16 protein-coding genes are annotated in these 20,039 nt (G+C 64.0%); 10 read left to right on the top strand and 6 right to left on the bottom strand.

Going from position 1 to position 20,039, the window contains the following annotated elements; translation table 11 throughout:
* The first annotated feature begins 6 nt into the window (after positions 1–6).
* The 4 genes from AC1DVW_RS06240 to AC1DVW_RS06225 all read left to right on the top strand — a co-directional run bounded on the left by AC1DVW_RS06240 (position 7) and on the right by AC1DVW_RS06225 (position 7,344).
* Positions 7–3,858, top strand: a complete 3,852-nt coding sequence (locus tag AC1DVW_RS06240; protein WP_477321884.1) for a DUF7929 domain-containing protein — start codon at positions 7–9, stop codon at positions 3,856–3,858.
* A 184-nt stretch (positions 3,859–4,042) separates the two neighbouring features.
* Positions 4,043–4,720, top strand: a complete 678-nt coding sequence (gene rpe / locus AC1DVW_RS06235; RefSeq protein ID WP_477321882.1) for a ribulose-phosphate 3-epimerase — start codon at positions 4,043–4,045, stop codon at positions 4,718–4,720.
* A gap of 275 nt (positions 4,721–4,995) precedes the next feature.
* A complete protein-coding gene (locus tag AC1DVW_RS06230) occupies positions 4,996–5,736 on the top strand; it encodes a GntR family transcriptional regulator (protein ID WP_477240871.1) in 741 nt (246 codons plus the stop codon).
* Between the two features lie 81 nt (positions 5,737–5,817).
* A complete protein-coding gene (locus AC1DVW_RS06225) occupies positions 5,818–7,344 on the top strand; it encodes a malonate--CoA ligase (RefSeq protein ID WP_477321880.1) in 1,527 nt (508 codons plus the stop codon).
* Between the two features lie 60 nt (positions 7,345–7,404).
* Here AC1DVW_RS06225 and AC1DVW_RS06220 read toward each other — a convergent pair whose 3' ends face one another.
* From AC1DVW_RS06220 to AC1DVW_RS06200, 5 genes are read right to left on the bottom strand one after another with little or no spacing between them, the layout of a single operon-like run.
* Positions 7,405–8,517 carry an NAD(P)/FAD-dependent oxidoreductase gene (locus AC1DVW_RS06220; RefSeq protein WP_477321878.1) on the bottom strand — a complete coding sequence of 371 codons (1,113 nt, stop codon included), beginning with the start codon at positions 8,515–8,517 and terminating at the stop codon, positions 7,405–7,407.
* 9 nt (positions 8,518–8,526) lie between these two features.
* Positions 8,527–9,705, bottom strand: coding sequence for an N-acetylglucosamine-6-phosphate deacetylase (gene nagA, locus AC1DVW_RS06215; RefSeq protein WP_477274460.1), 1,179 nt, complete (start codon positions 9,703–9,705; stop codon positions 8,527–8,529).
* Positions 9,702–10,733, bottom strand: a complete 1,032-nt coding sequence (locus AC1DVW_RS06210) for an SIS domain-containing protein (protein ID WP_477321877.1) — start codon at positions 10,731–10,733, stop codon at positions 9,702–9,704. Before AC1DVW_RS06210 ends, nagA begins: the two co-directional genes overlap by 4 nt.
* Positions 10,730–11,512, bottom strand: a complete 783-nt coding sequence (locus AC1DVW_RS06205) for a GntR family transcriptional regulator (RefSeq protein ID WP_477321876.1) — start codon at positions 11,510–11,512, stop codon at positions 10,730–10,732. The genes AC1DVW_RS06210 and AC1DVW_RS06205 overlap by 4 nt, the downstream gene beginning before the upstream one ends.
* A complete protein-coding gene (locus tag AC1DVW_RS06200; protein ID WP_477321874.1) occupies positions 11,509–12,390 on the bottom strand; it encodes a glucosamine kinase nucleotide-binding domain-containing protein in 882 nt (293 codons plus the stop codon). The genes AC1DVW_RS06205 and AC1DVW_RS06200 overlap by 4 nt, the downstream gene beginning before the upstream one ends.
* Positions 12,391–12,588: 198 nt before the next feature.
* On the opposite strand from AC1DVW_RS06200, the gene AC1DVW_RS06195 reads away from it, so the two are divergent.
* The 6 genes from AC1DVW_RS06195 to AC1DVW_RS06170 all read left to right on the top strand — a co-directional run bounded on the left by AC1DVW_RS06195 (position 12,589) and on the right by AC1DVW_RS06170 (position 18,887).
* Positions 12,589–13,545 carry an N-acetylmuramic acid 6-phosphate etherase gene (locus AC1DVW_RS06195; protein ID WP_477321872.1) on the top strand — a complete coding sequence of 319 codons (957 nt, stop codon included), beginning with the start codon at positions 12,589–12,591 and terminating at the stop codon, positions 13,543–13,545.
* Positions 13,546–13,547: 2 nt separating this feature from the next.
* Positions 13,548–14,807 carry an ABC transporter substrate-binding protein gene (locus AC1DVW_RS06190; RefSeq protein ID WP_477240855.1) on the top strand — a complete coding sequence of 420 codons (1,260 nt, stop codon included), beginning with the start codon at positions 13,548–13,550 and terminating at the stop codon, positions 14,805–14,807.
* Positions 14,808–15,034: 227 nt separating this feature from the next.
* A complete protein-coding gene (locus AC1DVW_RS06185; protein WP_477321870.1) occupies positions 15,035–15,964 on the top strand; it encodes a carbohydrate ABC transporter permease in 930 nt (309 codons plus the stop codon).
* A 10-nt stretch (positions 15,965–15,974) separates the two neighbouring features.
* Entirely contained in the window at positions 15,975–16,814 is an 840-nt protein-coding gene (locus tag AC1DVW_RS06180; protein WP_477240851.1) for a carbohydrate ABC transporter permease, read from the top strand.
* Complete coding sequence (locus AC1DVW_RS06175; RefSeq protein ID WP_477240849.1) at positions 16,811–17,872, top strand: Gfo/Idh/MocA family protein; 1,062 nt, start codon at positions 16,811–16,813, stop codon at positions 17,870–17,872. The genes AC1DVW_RS06180 and AC1DVW_RS06175 overlap by 4 nt, the downstream gene beginning before the upstream one ends.
* Positions 17,873–17,888: 16 nt before the next feature.
* Positions 17,889–18,887 carry an ABC transporter ATP-binding protein gene (locus AC1DVW_RS06170; protein WP_477321869.1) on the top strand — a complete coding sequence of 333 codons (999 nt, stop codon included), beginning with the start codon at positions 17,889–17,891 and terminating at the stop codon, positions 18,885–18,887.
* Between the two features lie 211 nt (positions 18,888–19,098).
* On the opposite strand, the gene AC1DVW_RS06165 is transcribed toward AC1DVW_RS06170, so the two are convergent.
* A complete protein-coding gene (locus AC1DVW_RS06165; RefSeq protein WP_477321868.1) occupies positions 19,099–19,944 on the bottom strand; it encodes a fumarylacetoacetate hydrolase family protein in 846 nt (281 codons plus the stop codon).
* Between the last annotated feature and the right edge of the window lie 95 nt (positions 19,945–20,039).

The following is a 20,039-nucleotide window of genomic DNA, read 5'->3' as shown; positions in this document are numbered from 1 at the left end:
GGGAAGATGAACATTTCAATCCTCTCCCCGCTCGCAAACAGCAATCAATCAACCGTCATGGAGACGATCATGAAACCCCTGTCATACGCCAGGCGCGGCGCGCGCTGGCTGATGGCGGCCGGTATCGCGGTCGCTCTCGCGCCCGCCCTACCGGCTGTCGCCGCCCAGAACATCCAGGCGACCAGCCCGGATGTCCAACTCCAGCTCGACAATCCGCGCGTCGTCAATCCGAGGCCGGACCGGGTTATCCCTTTCTTCACGAAGAAAGGCACTCAAAGAGGCTGTGACTACGTCGTCTATTCGCTGAGCTTCGGCTTGCGCGGCGGCCCGGAGAGTTTTGCCGACCCAAGCTTCGTGGCCCGGCTAAAGAAACTCCAGCTCGACTTCAAGGACCAGCTTCCGCACGGCCTTGCGATCGTCAATGTCAACGTGTCCGGCGACGGCACGGATGCGTCCGGTGGACCGCTGCCGGGTGCAACGATCAGCACCTCGGCTAGCCCGAACGATACGGCGACAGTTTCCGATTTCCGGATTTCCGCCACCGATCTCGACGGCGCTGGCGCACCCAACGAGCGCGTCATCAACTTCAGGATCACCGCCAAGATCGACCATGCGGCGTTTCCCTCGCCGACGATCGTCGACAACCAGGGTATGATCAAGGTAACCAATGGGGTCGGCACCGGGATCATCATCCCATCGCAGGATCCGAACAAGCCTGACGACGGCGACTATCTCACCGGTGAAAAGACCTCGATCAAGATCGACGTCACCAAATGCGAACCACCGCCACCACCTCCCGGCAAGGAATGCTTCAAGGTGGAACGCGGCACGGTCGATTGCGTGCCCGGTGGCGGCGCCTTCATCTACCACATGCCGGTCGGCCCGGAGATGGGCGGCAAGTGGGTGCAGGTTTCGACGACGACACCCGGCATCACCATCATCCCCGACACGCAGTTGGTGCCGGCAGGCGGCGGTGTGCTCAACTGGAAAATCGTCGGCGCATCGCCCGGCGACGTCATCCACCTCATCGTCACCGGCATCGAAACCTATGCCGGCCCGAAGGAGGGCTGGGGCCTGTGCTGCACGCAGACGATCGAAATCGTCATTCCGCGTGACCTCAGATGCCCGCCCGGCAAGGAGCCGGACCTCAAGGTCGAGAAGCGCGCCGACGTGACGCGTTGCACGATGGGCGGTGGCTGCGACTTCACCATCCGGGTCACCAATGTCGGCACAGGCCCTTATCACGGCAAGATCGTGCTCGACGAAGTGACGCTGCCGGCCGGCTCCACCCTCGATTCGGGGCCGAACCCGCCCTGGGTCTGCGTGCCCGGAACCACGCCGATGATTTGCACCTATCCGGTGACCACGCTCAACCCGGGGGCCTTCGTCGACCTCAAGCTCGGCTTCAAGCCGGCCGGAGGCTGGCAAGGCAAGGTGTTACGCAACTGCGCCACCTACAATTATCCGGCCAGCGGCAAGCCGCTGTTCGGCAGCCAGCAAAACGACAGGGGCTGCGCCTCGATCCCGATCTGCCGGCGTGGCGATCGCGACCGCGACTGCCAGCCGCCGGTCGAGAAGAAGGTCGACCTGATCCTGAAGAAGCGTGCCCGCATCCCGGTCTGTACGGCCGACGGCATCTGCTACTTCGTGATCGACATCCTCAATAACGGCAGCGTCCCCTATGTCGGGCCGCTGACGGTTGTCGACACCTACCCGGGTGGGGCGCCGGCATCTTCGACGTTCGGCCCGAGCCCGCCCTGGGCCTGCGGACCGAACGGCCCCGGCCAGTTCCGCTGTGACAATGCCGGCATCGTGCTGCTGCCGGGCGCCTCGACGGCGATCGTCGTCAAGGCGGTGATGCCGGCCGGCTACCAGTCGGACACGGTGGAGAACTGCGCCGCGGTGAAGCCCATCCCCGGTGAGGTCGACCTCACCAACAACAAGGCCTGCGCCAAGGAACGCTTCCGTCATCCCAATGGCGGCAAGCCGACCCTGCGCATCACCAAGGTGTGCAACGGCTCGCTGGCCGGTGCGGCGGTCATCTCTTGCCGCATCACCGTCATCAGCCTTGGCACCGCTGCCCCCACCGGTCCGGTGCGGGTCAACGATGCCGCCAAGCTGGTGGCAGGCGGAGCGCCCGTCCAGATCCAGACCGTCACCCCTGACGGCGCGGAATGGGCGTGCGGACCGGTTCCGGCCAATGCGCTGTCGTGCCAGATTCCCGGCGCCGTGATGACGCCCGGAACCAGCCGCCACTTCGACGTGACGGTGTCGGCCAACGGCGAGTTCGAGAACTGCGCACGGGGCTCCTATGGCCCGGCTCCGGGAGACGACATCGTCTATCCGATCCCCCAGGCCTGTGCCAAGGGCGGCGGTGTCTCGACGATCCGTGTCGAAAAAACCGGCGACAGCGAATGCAAGCCCGGTCAACCCTGCTCGTTCGAGATCACCATCACGAATGACGGGACGAGCCCCTTCTCCGGTCCGGTTCGCATCGGTGATGCGATCGGCGTGGAAGGCCTCGGCAGGCTGGAAGGCGTTGAGATCACCTCGATCGACCCGCCCTTCGGCTGCTCGCCGGAGCCGACAACCTTGCCGTTGTCCTGCATTGCCAACCTGACGCTCGGCGCCGGGGAAAGCCACGTCCACATGATGACCGTGGTTATTCCCGACGACGGCCGCCTGGCCAATCTGCAAGGCAGCGTCAATGGCCGGAACTGCGTCGGCGTACTGTCTCCCGACACCAAGGTGCAAGGCGGTGGCGACGTACTGCCGCGCGATGCGACCAACGTGCAGGGCGACCGCGGCAAGGCCTATGCCTGCCACCCCTTCAGCATCAAGAACGAGGTGAAGAAGGAGTGCTCGGCGGGCTTCGTCATGAACGATGCCGGCAGGTGCGTCTGCCCGAAAGGCACGACGTTCCGCAACGGCCAGTGCTCGCCCGACGGCGGCGTCATCGTCGAGCCGAAGCCAAAGCCCTGCGTACTGCTCAAGGGCCAGATCCGCACCGAGGACGGACGCTGTGTCTGTCCGCGCGGAACCGAGCTCGAGAACGGCGCCTGCGTCAGGATCGACAAACCGGAGCAGTGCACCATTCGCGGCCAGATCCACGACGCCAATGGCGATTGTGTCTGCCCGCGGGGTACGGAAGTGCGCGACGGCGCCTGCCGCAAGAAGCGGCCCGAGGTGGAGCAGTGCACCATCCGTGGTCAGATCCACGACGCCAACGGCGATTGCGTCTGCCCGAGAGGTACGGAAGTGATCGACGGCGCCTGCCGCAAGAAGAGGCCCGAGGTGGAGCAGTGCACCATCCGTGGCCAGATCCACGACGCCAACGGCAATTGCGTTTGCCCGAGGGGTACGGAAGTGAGCGACGGCGCCTGCCGCAAGAAGAGGCCCGAGGTGGAGCAGTGCACCATCCGTGGCCAGGTCCACGACGCCAACGGCAATTGTGTTTGCCCGCGGGGTACGGAAGTGAGCGACGGCGCCTGCCGGCGCAAGCAGCCTGTCGTGGAGCAATGCCAGATACGCGGCCAGCTCCACAACAAGCGCGGCGAGTGTGTCTGTCCGCGTGGCACCCAGGTGATCGACGGCGCCTGCCGCAAGCCACAGGCGGAATGCGCGCCGGGCTCGCATATGGTCGGCGGACAGTGCGAGCCGATCATCACAATTCGGCGTTGCCCGGAGGGGACCATTGGACGGTTCCCGAACTGCAAGCCGATCCGCAGGACGCTGGGGGTCGATCCGACCCAACTGCTGAACCCGAATGTCCTGCAGCAGCTCCTGCCGACGCGCAAGCCGCAGGTGGATCTGCAGCAGGACCCGGCAAGCAATAACATCCAGAACCTAAAGCCGTAACCTTGCGCAGCAAGACCAGAACCCCGCCGGAGCAATCCGGCGGGGTTTTTCTTGGGCCTCGGCGCCTGGAAGGGAACCTGCACTCTTCGCGCTTGTTTGCACACCGGCACACTCGACAAGTCAGCTCCGGAACATTAGGCAGTCGATCAGGTGCCTCGAAACAAGGGCTCGGAAAGGCCTCATCATGAGCAAGAAGACCCTGATCGCGCCATCGGTGCTGGCGTCGGATTTTTCGAAGCTCGGCGACGAGGTCGAGGCGGTGGTGGCGGCTGGCGCCGACTGGGTCCATCTCGACGTCATGGACGGGCACTTCGTGCCCAACATCACCTTCGGTCCGCCGGTGATCAAGGCGATCCGCAACCGCACCAAGGCCTTCTTCGACTGCCATTTGATGATCGCGCCGGCCGACCCTTATCTGGCGGCCTTCGCCGAGGCCGGCTGCGACGGCATCACCGTGCATGCCGAGGCCGGACCGCATCTCGATCGCTCGCTGCAGACGATCCGCAATCTCGGCAAGAAAGCCGGTGTTTCGCTCAACCCGGCAACGCCGGAAACGATGATCGAATATGTGCTCGACCGGCTCGATCTGATCCTGATCATGACCGTCAACCCCGGTTTCGGCGGCCAGGCCTTCATTCCCGGCATCGTCGACAAGGTGAAGCGGGTGAAGGCGCTGATCGGCAATCGGCCGATCCGCATCGAGATCGACGGCGGCGTTTCGCCTGAAACCGCGCCCCTGGTCACCGCCGCCGGCGCCGACGTGCTGGTGGCGGGTGCCGCCATCTTCAAGGGCGGCAGCGTCGAGGCCTATCGGACAAACATCGAGGCGATCAGGGCAGCTGCGGACCAGGCTGTCGGCTGAGCTTTGGGTCGAGAATAAATCACGAACAATTATGAATTCGCTGCCGGGTATCGTGGCGCCCGACGCCCGGCTGTACAAAGTTTCTTGAGAAGAACAGGATTTTCACCACAGTCGTTACTTGGCAGAGCCTGACAGGGCGACCCTTCCTCTTAAAGTACAATATCGTGATCTTTCGCTTGGGTGCGGAAGCCTGACACGGTATAGTACATGTACGGGGATTCGGAATGCTTCGCGGCTGGGAACCGTCGGAGCCACTGCAAACGACAGGAGGCACATTGACGTACGGAACCGCCGATCCGGGAGACGAAGGCACAGGGTCTAAGGGCACACTTGCCAGCGCCGTCTACAATCAGCTTCGCGACGACCTCCTGCGTGGTGTGCTCGAGAGTGAAAGCAAGCTGCGGGTCGAATGGGTGGTTTCCCGATATGGCGCCGGTGCCTCGCCCGTTCGCGAGGCCCTCAACCGGCTTGCTTCGGAAGGTCTTCTGGGCCGGCACGACCAGCGCGGCTTCTTCCTCATGCCGGTCAGCGCGGAGGAATTGGAGGAGCTGACGCGCACCCGCTGCTGGATGGAAGAGCGGGCGCTTCGCGAATCCATCGCCCGCCGCACCGGCGAATGGGAAGAACAGCTGGTGCTGGCGCTGCATCGACTGGCGCGCGCGCAACGCCGCTTGTCCGAGGATTCCACATCGAACGATCCGGAATGGGAGAAACTTCATCGTGCCTTCCACCGCGCGCTGATTTCGGCTTGCCGGTCGCACTGGCTGATTGGTTTCTGCGACCAGCTTTCCGACCAGGCCTCGCGCTACAGGCTGATCTCGCAGGACAACAGCAATCGCGACGAAATCGGCGAGCACCGCCTGATCGCGGAACGCGCCCTGGACGGCGATGCCGACGGCGCGGTTGAAGCCTTGCTCAACCACTACCGGCTGACGGCGGCCATGTGCATGGAGCGCTTCAGCCAGAGCGGCGATCCAAGGGCAAGCGCCACCAAGGCGCTGCGTGCCCGGAAGTAGCTGCCGGAGCAAGATCGTTTTTGCGACGCATGCCCCTGAAGTCAGGATTCCCCTTTTCGGGATCATGGTCTAGGGAAGATCATGAGCAATCACCTGTTTGACGTATTTCGCGGCCGGATGCCCGCGCCCGAGCGGCTCCTGATGGAGACGGATGACGGGCGATCGATCCGCTATGGCGATATGCTGGCGCGGTCGGCGCAACTGGCGCAGGCGCTGACGCTATTGGGCGTCACGGCGGGCGACCGCGTTGCCGTGCAGGTCGAGAAAAGTCCGGAAGCCCTCTTTCTCTATCTCGCCTGCTTGCGCGCCGGCGCTGTCTTCCTGCCGCTGAACACCGCCTACACGCTGACGGAACTCGGCTATTTCTTCGGCGATGCCGAGCCGCGGCTGGTCGTCTGTGATCCGGCACGGGCGGCCGAGATCGGACCGTTAGCCGAGGCATCGGGCGCCATCGCGGTGACGCTCGGCCGCAACGGCGAAGGTTCGCTGACCGATCGCGCCGCGCAACAGCCGGCGGACTTCCGCGATGTGGCGCGCGGACCTGACGATCTCGCGGCGATCCTCTACACGTCGGGGACGACCGGTCGCTCGAAAGGCGCCATGCTCAGCCATGAGAACCTCGCCTCCAACGCGCGGGTGCTGGTCGAGCAATGGCGCTTCACCGGCGCCGATGTGCTGATCCACGCACTGCCGATCTTCCACACGCACGGCCTGTTCGTCGCCACCAACGTCATCCTGACGGCCGGCGGCGCGATGCTGTTCGAAAGCAAGTTCGACCCGGCCCGGATAGTCTCGCTTTTGCCGCGCGCAACAGTGCTGATGGGCGTGCCGACCTTCTATGTCCGGCTGCTGCAGCAGGAGGGGTTGAACCGGCAAGCGGCGAAAAATATCCGCCTGTTCATCTCCGGGTCGGCACCGCTGCTGGCCGAGACGCATGTAGCGTGGCGCGAGCGCACCGGCCATGCCATCCTCGAGCGCTACGGCATGACCGAGACCAATATGAACACGTCGAACCCCTATGAGGGTGAGCGGCGCGCCGGCACGGTCGGCTTTCCCTTGCCAGGTGTCGCGCTTCGCATTGCCGACCCCGACAGCGGCGAAACGCTTGCCCAGGGCGAGATCGGCATGATCGAGGTGAAAGGCCCGAATGTGTTCTCCGGTTACTGGCGGATGCCGGAGAAGACCAAGGCGGAGTTCCGCGACGACGGTTTCTTCATATCAGGCGATCTCGGGCTGATCGATGCCGACGGCTATGTGCACATTGTCGGCCGGGGCAAGGACCTGATCATTTCAGGCGGCTACAACATCTATCCGAAGGAAGTCGAAAGCGAGATCGACGCGCTTGCCGGTGTCGGCGAGAGTGCCGTGATCGGTGTCGCCCATCCGGATTTCGGCGAAGGCGTCACCGCAATCGTGGTGCGGGCGCCGGCTTCGACCATCGGCGCTGCCGAGATCCTCAGTGCCATCGCCGGACGGATTGCCAAATACAAGCACCCGAAGCGGGTGATTTTCGTCGACGAGCTGCCGCGCAACACGATGGGCAAGGTGCAGAAGAACCTGCTGCGCGAGACCTATAGGGACATCTACGCTCCTTCAAAAGCCGGCTAGCTATCTAGCTGACATCACGACTGAGTTGGCAGCCACCAACCCTGGTTGTCCGACACTGGGTCAGCTCGGATACAAAATTTCGCAGACATGGTCGGCGATGGCCAGGCTCGACGTCAGTCCCGGGCTCTCGATGCCGAACAGATTGACGATCTGGCCGGCGCCATGGTCGGCCGGACCTTGCACCATGAAATCGGCGGCCGGCTGGCCCGGACCGGACAGCTTCGGCCTGACGCCGGCATAGGCCGGTTGCAGCGCGCCATCCGCAAGGCCCGGCCAATAGCGCCGGATCTCATCGTAGAAGACGTCGCCGCGGCCGGGATCGACGGTGTAGTCGACGCGGTCGATCCATTCGACGTCAGGGCCAAAACGGGCACTGCCGCCAAGGTCGAGGGTGAGATGGACGCCGAGGCCGCCATCGACCGGGACCGGGTAGATCAGTCGCGAGAAGGGCGACCGGCCCGACAGGGCAAAATAATTGCCACGCGCCAGCCAAAGCGGTGGGATCCTGTCTCGCGGAAAACCCTCGATGCGGCCGGCCAAGGCCTGCGCGTCGAGGCCGGTCGCGTTGACGAAAGCGCCGGCCTCAAGTTCGAAGGCTTCACCGTCGGCACCCTGTGTCATGATTTCCACCCCGTCGGGCGAAACCGCCGTACCCGTGACAGTGGTCAGGAAGGCGAAGGAGGCGCCGGCGGCTTCCGCATCACCGCGCAGCGACAGCATCAGTGCCTGGCCGTCGACGATGCCGGTCGTCGGCGACAGAAGCGCGCCGGCGCAATGCAGCGCCGGTTCGAGGCTTTCGGCCTCAGCGCGCGTCAAAAGGTCGAGATCGGTAACGCCGCAGCGTTCGGCGTTGGTCTGGATCGCCCGCAGCCGATCGAGTTGGGTTGGTTCGACAGCGACGATCAACTTGCCGGTACGCGCATGGCCGATGTTGCGGTCGCGGCAATAAGCATAGAGGCGCTGGCGGCCGTCGACGCAGAGGCGGGATTTCAGGCTGCCCGGCGCATAGTAGATCCCGGAATGGATGACTTCCGAATTGCGCGAACTGGTCGCGGTGCCGATGGCATCGGCCTTTTCGACCACCAGCACCTCGCGCCCCGACAAGGCAATCGCCCGCGCGATGGCGAGGCCCACGACACCTGCCCCGGCGACAACGCAATCGACAGCCTGCATAGCTCCGCCTCAGTGCAAAGTGCCGGCGGCGGCTCCAAAAACCTTGTCGCCACCGATCCATACGTCCCTGACATCCAGATCATCGGACAGCGCGACAATATCGGCTGCGGTGCCGTTGGCAAAGCGGCCAAGCCGGTGCGACTGGCCGATGGCTTGCGCCGGATAGAGCGAGGCCATGCGCAACGCTTCCGCCAGGTCCAGTCCAACCACGCGGTGGACGTATCGAACAGCGGAGATCATGTCGAGATCGGCCCCCGCCAGTGTTCCGTCGGCAAGCCGCAGGCTGCCGTCCTTGCGGTAGATTATGCGGCCGTTGAGCGTAAACGAGGTCATGTCGGTGCCGATCGTGGCCATGGCGTCGGTGACCAGCACGATCTTGCCCGGACCCTGCTTGGCGCGCAGCGCGATCACCATTGTGGCCGGGTCGACATGGATGCCGTCGGCGATGATACCGGCGAAAAGCGTGCCGATGTCGATGGCAGCGCCCGCCAGCCCCGGCTCGCGGTTGCCGATCTGACTCATGGCGTTGAACAGATGCGTAACCACCGAGGCACCCGCCTCGGCGAAGGCGCGGGCATTGGCGTAGCCGGTGTCGGAATGACCGAGGCTGACGACCACGCCGGCCTTGGTCAGTGCCGAAACGCGCGCGGGTTCGACCGATTCAGGCGCTATCGTCGTCAAAAGCACCGGCAGTTTTTTCCGCGCCGCGATCAGTGCCGCCTGGTCGGCGTCGAGCATCGGCCGGATCAGCGCCGGGTCGTGCGCGCCCTTGCGGGCAACCGACAGATGCGGACCTTCGAGATGCAAGCCCAAAAAACCCGGCAGCTTTTGCCGCGCAGCCTCCGCGCCGGCGGCAATTGCCGCGGCGGTGATTGCAGGCGTGTCGGTGATCAGTGTCGGCAGCAGCGCCGTGGTGCCGAACGGCGCGTGCGCGCGGCAGATGGTCTCGATCGAGGCGACATCGGGATGGTCGTTGAGCATGACGCCACCGCCGCCATTGACTTGCAGGTCGACGAAACCCGGCGCCAGCATGCCGCCGCCAGTCTCGACCTTGCGAATGCCGGACGGAATGGCGCCGGCGGCAACGATGGCTTCGACCAGACCGTCGCGCACGACAAGGGCGGCATTGTCGTGCCAGTCATCGCCATCGAATATGCGGGCGCCAGTCAGGGCAAAACGGTCGCTCATACGGTTTCCGTCACCTTGCGAAGATTGGGCGGGGTGTCGGGATCAAGGCCGCGATGACGGGCAAACGCCTCGACGAAACCATAGAAGGACACGATCAGCGTCAGCGGGTCGGTCAGCGGGTGGCCGGTTGCGACATGCGGCAGGCGCGCAGCACTTTTAGCCTTGTCCGAGGTGACGAAGACGGCCGCGCCCTTGCCCGCCAGGCTGTCGGCGGCTTCGGCAACCGACGGCTCCGAGGCATCGCGGGCGGCGAGCGCCAGCACCGGAAAGCCTGGCCCGACCAGTGCCAGCGGGCCGTGCATGACCTCGGCGGCACTATAGGCCTCGGCATGCATGGCGCAGGTTTCCTTGAATTTCAGCGCCGCCTCGTTGGCGATGGCCGAGGACGGGCCGCGGCCGAGGATGAACAGCGATTTCGGCGTCTCTAGTGCGCCAGCCAGCGCCATCCAGTCGCAAGCGATCGCCTTGCTGAAATGCTCGGGCAAGCGGGCAAGTGCCGCCAGAAGCGCATCGTCGCCGGTGCAGTGCGCCATCAGCGCGAGGCCGGCGACCGCCGAATTGACGAAGGTTTTCGTCGCCGCAACGCTACGCTCCGGTCCGGCCAGAATGTCGATGGCATAATCCGAGGCGCGCGCCAGCGGCGAATCGGCGGTGTTGGTGATGGCGACGGTCAGCGAACCGCCGTCCTTGGCGGCTTGCGCCATGGCAACGATGTCCGGGCTCTTGCCCGACTGCGAGATGGCCAGGCAAGCGGAGCCGCCTAGCCTGAGTTTTGCGCCGTAGATTGAGGCGATGGACGGGCCGACCGATGCGACCGCAAGGCCTGCGGTCAGCTCAACCGCATATTTCATGAAGGTCGCGGCATGATCGGACGAGCCACGCGCCACGGTGACGACAAAATGCGGATTGCGTTCGCGAATGCCGCGCCCGGCCTCGGCCAGCACGGCGGCCGAACCATCGAGCAGGCGGGCGACGGCCTCCGGAATCTCCTCGATCTCGCGCCGCATGTGAGTGGTGATTGTGCTCATGGCCGACCCTCTTCGCCCGGCCCGCTCAGCCGGAGTTCGGCGACGAAATCATAGGCGTCGCCCCTGTAGATGGAGCGGGTGAATTCGATCACCTTGCCGCTCGCCAGATAGGAAATGCGTTCGATGTGCAGGCCGGCAATGCCTGACGGCACTTCGAGTAGGCGCGCATCGGCGTCGCCGAGATTGGCGGCGGAAATGCGCTGCACCGCCCGCACCGGCCGGTTGCCGGTCAGCCCCAGCGCCGCATAGAGAGAGGAGCCTATCCCTGAGGGATCCGGCAGCACGCTGGCCGACAGCGAGGCGCGTTCGATCGCCAGAGGCGTGTCGTTGGCGATGCGCAGGCGAGCCACACGCGCCACCAGTTCGTTCGACGACAGGCCAAGCACCATCATCTCGTCGGGAGACGGCGCATAGAGGCCACGGTCGAGCCAGGCGGAACGCACATCCATGCCGCGCCGCGCCATGTCTTCGGTAAAGGACGTCAGCCGCGACAGCGACTGCTCGACACGCTCCATGCGCGGAGCGACGAAGGTGCCGGAGCCGTGGCGCTGAACGAGGATGCCGCCCTTGACCAGATCCTGAACCGCCTTGCGCACGGTGACGCGCGAAATGTCGGCCTTGGTGGCGATATCGCGCTCCGACGGCAGTGCGTCGCCCGGCCCGATCAGGCCGCGATTGACCGCGTCCTCGATGCTTTTCCTCAGCTGCAGATAGAGCGGCGCGCCGCTTTGCGACGACTGTCTCAGCGCAGCAAAAATCTGGTCGGCGGCCTCGCTCATCGCGCCGCCTCCGACGCTTTGGCGAAGATACGCACCGCCATCTGCACTGCGCCGCCCAGAGCATCGTCGAGCGGCGGCTTCAGCAGCGCCCGATAGCGGGCCGACAGGCGCGGCGCATAGAGCGGCGCCAGCCCGCCAAGCAGGCAGAGCGGGGCCCCGCCCGAGAGATCGAGCGCACCAAGTGCGGCCGCGACATCGGCGACCGCTTTGTCGAGGATCCAGTTGGCGACAGCGTCGCCCTTTTCGGCATGGTCGAAGACTTTTGGCGCGAAGCCGCCGAAATCGCCGGGCTTGGCGTTGGTGGTGAACTCGACCACGTCTTCTGGATTGTTGCGGAAGATGGCGAGCATGGCTTGCGTCAGCGGCGATCCCTGGCGAATGCCGTCATGGGCAAGCAGCGTCTGCTCGAGCAGGTCGCGGCCGATGCGGGCGCCACTGCCCTGGTCACCGACCTGGAAACCCCAGCCGCCAATAGCGCGCGATTTACCGTTCTTGCGCGCCATATAGGCGGTGCCGGTGCCGAGGATGGCCATGGCGCCGTCACCGGAGCCGACAGCACCTTCCAGCGCGATCTCGGCATCGGTCTCGACGCGGCTCTGGCTGAACGGCAGGATGGCTTCGAGCTGCTGCCGGTAGGTGCCGACATTGGCGCCGGCGAGGCCGAGAATGGCGGGAGTTTGCGGGATCAGTGCGGGATCCTGGCCGGCGGCGACAAAGGCCTGGCGTGCCGCATCGACGATGTTGGCCCTGGCGCCGGTGAGATCGGTGCGGATGTTGGCGGCGCCACTCTTGGCGCGGCCGACGACAATGCCGTCCGCCGTCGCAAGGGCTGCCCTGCAGCTGGTGCCGCCGCCATCGATACCGAGCACGAAATTCACGCGATTTCTCCTCCGGGCGGATAATACCAATAAAATACCAATAGCCAAGGATTAATTTCCATTTCAAAAAGATTAAGCCGTATTTTATTGAAAAATCAGAGATTTTTGTCGCGAGGCCGGCTCCGGCGCAACGAATTCGTTAATGCGTGTAGACAAGTGGTATTTTTTTGGTATTGTTCCCCGATCGGAGGAAACCGGATGGCCGACACGCGCACCGAAGCGCTTCATCAGAATGCCGAGGGACTGGACATCCAGGCCCCGGACGCCATCCTTTCCTCTCTGGCCAATGCGCAGATCGAGGCCGCCAAGGCCGTGCGCGGCGCCATTCCGGCAATAGCCAAAGCAGCCGAGATCATCGCCAGCCGCTTGAACAGCGGCGGCAAGCTCGCTTATGCGGCGGCCGGCAGCTCAGGCCTGATGGCGCTGGCCGATGCGCTGGAACTGCCGGGTACTTTCGGCATCCAGCGCGAGCGCATCGCAATCCTGATCGCCGGCGGCGACGCGGCCTTCAAGACGCTGGCCGGCGGGCCGGAGGACGACATCGACGAAGCCGCGGCAGCGATTGCCAATGCCGGCATCGGCAAGGGCGATTGCCTGATCGCCATCTCGGCCAGCGGCTCGACACCCTATGCCGTCATGGCGCTCGAAGAGGCCAGGCGCCTGGGTGCGGCGACCATCGCCATCGCCAACAACAAGGACACGCCGCTGCTGCGGCTGGCCGATGTCGCCATATTGCTCGAAACGCCGCCGGAGTTGATTGCCGGCTCGACGCGCATGGGCGCCGGCACCGCACAGAAAATCGCTCTCAACATCCTGTCGACGCTGGCCGCCATCCATCTCGGCCATGTCCATGACGGCTACATGGTCAACCTCACAGCCGACAACATCAAGCTGCGCGACCGCGCGGCGCGCATCGTCGCCGCCATCAGCGGGCGCGACAAGCAAGATGCCGCGCGTCTGCTCGAAAAGAGCGGCGGCGTTGTCAAAACCGCCATTCTGCTCGCCGCCGGTGCTGCCAACGCCGATGCGGCCGAGAAGATACTGGAAGGGACCGGCCAGAAGCTCAGGCCAGCACTTTCCGCGATTGAGGGGAACAAGGGCACGAAGGCCCCTGTTCTCAAAACCGAACCTGAAAAAGGTCAACAGGGAGACTAAGCATGACTACGAAACTACTGACGGCACTGCTTCTCGGCACCAGCATTCTCGGCACCGCCGGGGTTGCGTACGCCGACGACGTAACGCTCAACATCGAAAGCTGGCGCGGCGACGACCTTGCCATCTGGAAGGACAAGCTGATCCCGGCTTTCGAAGCCAAGAACCCGGGCATCAAGGTGGTGTTCGCACCCTCAGCGCCGACCGAATATGACGCCGCGCTGGGCGCCAAGCTGGCCGCCGGCTCGGCGGGCGACCTGATCACCTGCCGCCCGTTCGACAAGTCGCTTGAACTCTACAAGAAGGGCAACCTCGCCGACCTGTCGGCGCTGCCCGGCATGGAGAACTTCTCGCCCGTGGCCAAGGCGGCCTGGCAAACCGACGACGGCAAGGCGAGCTTCTGCGTGCCGATGGCCTCGGTCATCCACGGCTTCATCTACAATAAGGACGCCTTCGACAAGCTCGGCATCAAGATTCCGACGACCAATGAGGAGTTCTACGCCGCGCTCGACAAGATCAAAGCCGACGGCACCTACATCCCGATGGCGATGGGCACGAAGGATCTCTGGGAAGCCGCGACCATGGGCTACCAGAACATCGGCCCGAACTACTGGAAGGGTGAGGAAGGCCGCGCTGCCCTGATCAAGGGCGAGCAGAAGCTGACCGACGCCGACTGGGTCGCGCCCTATGCCGAACTCGCCAAGTGGAAGCCTTATCTCGGCGACGGTTTCGAAGCCCAGACCTATCCGGACAGCCAGAACCTGTTCACGCTCGGCCGTGCCGCCATCTACCCGGCCGGCTCGTGGGAGATCGGCCTGTTCAACACGCAGGCGCAGTTCAAGATGGGCGCCTTCCCGCCGCCGGTGCAGAAGGCCGGCGACACCTGCTACATCTCCGACCATACCGATATCGGCATGGGTCTGAATGCAGCGTCGAAGAATGCTGATGCGGCCAAGACCTTCCTGTCCTGGGTCGCCTCGCCGGACTTCGCCACCATCTACGCCAACGCACTGCCGGGCTTTTTCAGCCTGAACTCCACCCCCGTGAAGATGGCAGACCCGCTGGCGCAGGAATTCGTCTCCTGGCGCGACAAGTGCAAGTCGACGATCCGCTCGACCTACCAGATCCTGTCGCGCGGCACGCCGAACCTCGAGAACGAGACGTGGGTTGAATCGGCCAACGTCATCAACGGCACCGATACGCCGGAAGCTGCCGCCAAGAAGCTGCAGGACGGCCTCGACAGTTGGTACAAGCCGGCGAAGTAAGAGCTCAGGCAACGGACCGGCCGGGCATATGCCCGGCCGGCTTTCAGATTTCAGATAGCGATTGTCGGCACCGCCTCTCGGCCTTACCCTGCTCCGTGTGGGAAAGGCTGGCTGACTTGTCGCAAGCCTTTGTTCTTCCCGTTTCGGGCAAGGACATTCGGGCCGTGCATCGAGGTATCATCTAGCATCGCACCCTTTGGAACCGAGAGACGGCGGGGACCGAACTCATGGCCGCAGACACACGACCGAAACGACCCTTTCGCTGGCATATCGGCGTCTTCCTGGCGCCGGCGCTGCTGGTCTATACGGCGATCATGATCCTGCCGCTGGCCGGCACGCTGCAGCTGTCGCTGTTTCGCAACATCGAGCAGAACCAGGTCTTTGTCGGGCTGCAGAATTTCCGCACGCTGTTCGGCGATCCCAACTGGTCGGTGAATTTCTGGAACGCGCTCAGGAACAACACCTGGTTCTTCATCATCCACATGCTGGTGCAGAACCCGATCGGCGTGCTTCTGGCTGCGTTGCTGTCCAGCCCGAGGCTGAGATTCGCCGCCTTCTACCGCACGGCGATCTTCGTACCGACGATCCTGTCCTTCGTCATCGTCGGCTTCGCCTGGAAGCTGATCCTGTCGCCGCTGTGGGGCGTGGCGCCGCATCTGATGGACCTGGTCGGCTTGAAGAGCCTGTTCACGCCATGGCTCGGCAAGGAACAATACGCATTGACCGCGCTCAGCCTGATCTCGGTGTGGCAGTTCGTCGGCATTCCGATGATGCTGATCTATGCCGCTCTGCTGTCGATCCCTGAGGAGGTCATCGAAGCCGCTGAATGCGACGGCATCACCGGCATGTCGCAGTTCTGGAAGATCAAGCTGCCGCTGATCCTGCCGTCGATCGGCATCATCTCGATCCTGACCTTCGTCGGCAATTTCAACGCCTTCGACCTGATCTACACCGCGCAAGGGGCACTCGCCGGGCCGAACTATTCGACCGATATCCTCGGCACCTTCCTCTACCGCGCCTTCTTCGGCTTCCAGTTGCAGGTCGGTGATCCCAATATGGGCGCTGCGATTGCCACGATGATGTTCCTGATCATCCTTGGCGGCGTCTGCGTCTACCTGTTCCTCGTGCAGACGCGCCTGCGTCGTTACCAGTTCTGAGGGGCGCAAGATGAGCACCGCCACCCGTTCCCTGCCCCGCACCATCGGCGCCCACGCGATCCTGTTGACCTACACGGCGATCGCGTTGTCCCCGGTGATCCTGGTCATCATGAATTCGTTCAAATCGCGCGCCGGCATCTTCAGCGAGCCGCTGACGCCACCGACGCCAAAAACCTTTGACCTGATCGGCTATACCACCGTGATCGGCCAGGGCGACTTCATCCACTATTTCCAGAACAGCCTCGTCGTCACCGTCGCCTCGCTGTTTTTCGTGCTGCTGTTCGGCGCCATGGCCGCGTTTGCGCTGTCGGAGTATCGCTTCCGCGGCAACACGATGATGGGACTTTACCTGGCGCTCGGCATCATGATCCCGATCCGGCTAGGTACCGTCGCCATCCTGCAGTTGATGGTTGCGAGCGGGCTGGTCAATACGCTGACGTCGCTGATCCTGGTCTACACCGCGCAGGGCCTGCCACTGGCCGTGTTCATCCTGTCGGAATTCATGAAGCAGGTGTCCGACGATTTGAAGAATGCCGGCCGCATCGACGGGCTGTCGGAATACACCATCTTCTTCCGGCTGGTGCTGCCGCTGGTCAGGCCATCGATGGCAACGGTCGCCGTCTTCACCATGATCCCGATCTGGAACGATCTGTGGTTCCCGCTGATCCTGGCGCCGTCGGAGGAGACCAAGACGGTGACGCTGGGCGCGCAGCTCTTCCTCGGCCAGTTCGTCACCAACTGGAACGCGATCCTGGCCGCCCTGTCGCTGGCGATCATGCCGGTGCTGATCCTCTACGTCATCTTCTCGCGGCAGCTGATCCGCGGCATTACTTCCGGAGCCGTCAAGTGAGTTTCGAAAAGCCTCTTCGCGTCGTCGTCGCCGGCCTCGGCAATATGGGCCGCAGTCATGCGCTGGCCTATCACAACAATCCGGGCTTTGAGATTGCCGCACTCATCAACCGCTCGGACGTGCCGTTGCCGGATGGGCTTTCCGGCTATGGCATCAGGCGCTCCTTCGACGAGGTGCTGCGCGACGAAAAGCCCGATGTCGCCTGCATCGCCACCTATTCGGACAGCCATGCCGACTATGCGGTGAAGGCGTTCGAGGCCGGCTGCCATGTCTTCGTCGAAAAGCCGCTGGCGACAACGGTGGCGGACGCCAAGCGCGTCGTCGCGGCGGCCAAGGCCAATGGCAAGAAGCTGGTGATCGGCTACATCCTGCGCCATCACCCGTCCTGGGTCAGGCTGATCGTCGAGGCGCGCAAACTTGGCGGCCCTTACGTGTTCCGCATGAACCTCAACCAGCAATCCTCGGGCCATACCTGGGACACGCACAAGCAATTGATGCAGACGACGTCGCCGATCGTCGACTGCGGTGTGCACTATCTCGACGTGATGCTGCAGATCACCGACGCCAGGCCGGTCGAGGTGCGGGGCATGGGGCTGCGGCTGACCGAGGAGGTCGCGCCCTCGATGTACAATTATGGCCACCTGCAGGTGCTGTTCGACGACGGGTCGGTCGGCTGGTACGAGGCCGGCTGGGGTCCGATGATTTCGGAGACGGCTTTCTTCGTGAAGGACGTCATCTCGCCGAATGGCTGCGTGTCGATCGTCATGAAGGAGGGCGTCAAGTCCGACGACATCGACACCCACACCAAGACCTCGACCATCCGCCTGCACAGCGCGGCGACCGGGCCGGACGGCAAGTTCGTCAGGCAAGACGAGATGCTGTCGATGCAGGGCGAACCCGGCCACCAGGACCTTTGTGACCTCGAACAGGCCTTCGTGCTGAAGGCGGTCCGCGAGGATCTCGACCTGACCCGCCATATGGACGACGCGGTGAAATCGCTCGCCGTCTGCCTTGCCGCCGACGAGAGCGTGCGCAGCGGCGCAGCCGTCAAACTCTAACGATAGGAACGACGCCGTGGGCTCGCTGATAATCGAGAATGTGAAGAAGGCCTTCGGGCCGGTCGAGGTGCTGAAAGGCATCAACCTCGAAGTGAATGACGGCGAATTCGTCGTCTTCGTCGGTCCTTCCGGCTGCGGAAAATCGACGCTGCTTCGGGTCATCGCCGGGCTGGAGGATTCGACCTCCGGCCGGGTGGTCATCGACGGCGCGGATGTCTCCGCCACGCCGCCGGCCAAACGCGGCATCGCCATGGTGTTCCAGACCTATGCGCTCTATCCGCATCTGACGGTGAAGAACAATATGGGCCTTGGCCTGAAGCAGGCGGGTACGCCGGCGGCAGAGATCGAGCGGCGCATCGGCATCGCCTCGTCGATGCTGTCGCTGGAACCCTATCTGGAAAGGCGGCCGGCCGAACTCTCCGGCGGCCAGCGCCAGCGTGTCGCCATCGGCCGCGCGGTGGTGCGCGAACCAAAACTGTTTCTCTTCGACGAGCCGCTGTCCAACCTCGATGCGGCGCTGCGCGTCAACACGCGGCTGGAGATCGCGCAGCTGCACCGCCGGCTGAAGGCGACGATGATCTACGTCACCCACGACCAGGTCGAAGCGATGACGCTGGCAGACAAGATCGTGGTGCTGAACGCCGGCAAGATCGAACAGATCGGCGGACCGATGGAGCTCTACAATTCGCCGGCGAACGAATTCGTCGCCGGCTTCATCGGTTCTCCGAAAATGAACTTCGTCGACGGCGCCCGTCTCGGCGAGACGGCAAAGACCATCGGCGTGCGGCCGGAACACCTGACCGTCGATCCGAAATCCGGGGCGTGGAAGGGTACGGTGGTGCACGCGGAGCACCTCGGCGCCGACACCAACCTCTATCTCGACTGCGAGAAAGCCGGGCTGATCACCGTGCGCATTTTTGGCGTCTACAATGCCGAACCCGGCTCGACGCTGTATGCGACGCCGGATCCGGCGAAGACGTATCGGTTCGGGGCGGATGGCAAGACGATCAAGTAGCTGGGCGCCGACTACCCTTCTCCCCCTGTGGGAGAAGGTGGCCGAGCGAAGCTCGGTCGGATGAGGGGTGTTGGAAGGATCACTACCTTGAAGACATAAGTGCTTCAAATCCTTCTATCTTCTCACTCCGCGTTTCTTCCAGCACCCCTCATCCGTCTCGGCGCTGCGCGCCGATCCACCTTCTCCCACAAGGGGAGAAGGAAGGGAGCCCCTACACGTCCGCCTTGAAGGTCTGCTTCTGCTGGCCCAGGCCCTCGATACCCAGCTCGACCACATCGCCAGCCTTCAAGAACACCGGCGGCTTCATGCCGAGGCCGACGCCGGGCGGGGTGCCTGTCGAAATAATGTCGCCGGGGTGCAGCGACATGAACTGGCTGAGATAGGAAACCAGATAGGCGACGCCGTAGACCATGGTCTTGGTCGACCCGTTCTGCATGGTCTTGCCGTTGACTGTCAGCCACATCTTCAGGTTCTGCGGATCGGCCACCTCGTCCTTGGTGACCAGCCACGGGCCGGTCGGGCCGAACGTGTCGCAGCTCTTGCCCTTGGTCCACTGGCCCTGGCGCTCGGCCTGGAAGGCGCGCTCGGAGACGTCATGGGCGACGGCATAGCCGGCGACATAATCCAGCGCGTCGGCCTCGCTGACATATTTTGCCGTCTTGCCGATGACCACGGCCAGTTCAACCTCCCAGTCGGTCTTCTCCGAGCCGCGCGGGATCAGCACGTCGTCGTCCGGGCCGACAATGGCCGAGCTTGCCTTCATGAAGATGATCGGCTCCGGCGGCACGGTGGCGCCGGTTTCGGCGGCGTGGTCGGAATAGTTGAGGCCGATGCAGATGAACTTGCCGGTGCCGGCGACGCAGGCGCCGAGGCGCGGCTTGCCGGAAACTGCCGGCAGCGACTTCGGATCGAGCTTCGCCAGCGCGGCGAGCGATGCCGGATCAAGCGCCTTGCCCGCAATGTCGACGACATGAGCCGAGAGATCGCGGATCGTTCCATCGGCGTCGAGCAGGCCGGGGCGTTCGCTCCCGATCTCGCCATAGCGCAGCAGTTTCATCTAAATCATTCTCCCTACTTGCGGCCTCATGGCCGTTTGCAAACTCTCCGCCGAAGCGATGGCTCCTCTGAGGAACCGGGCGGACCGTACCCATC

The organism is Mesorhizobium sp. P3_B5, from assembly GCF_056402815.1.
This window is presented reverse-complemented; position numbering and strand designations above follow the sequence as displayed.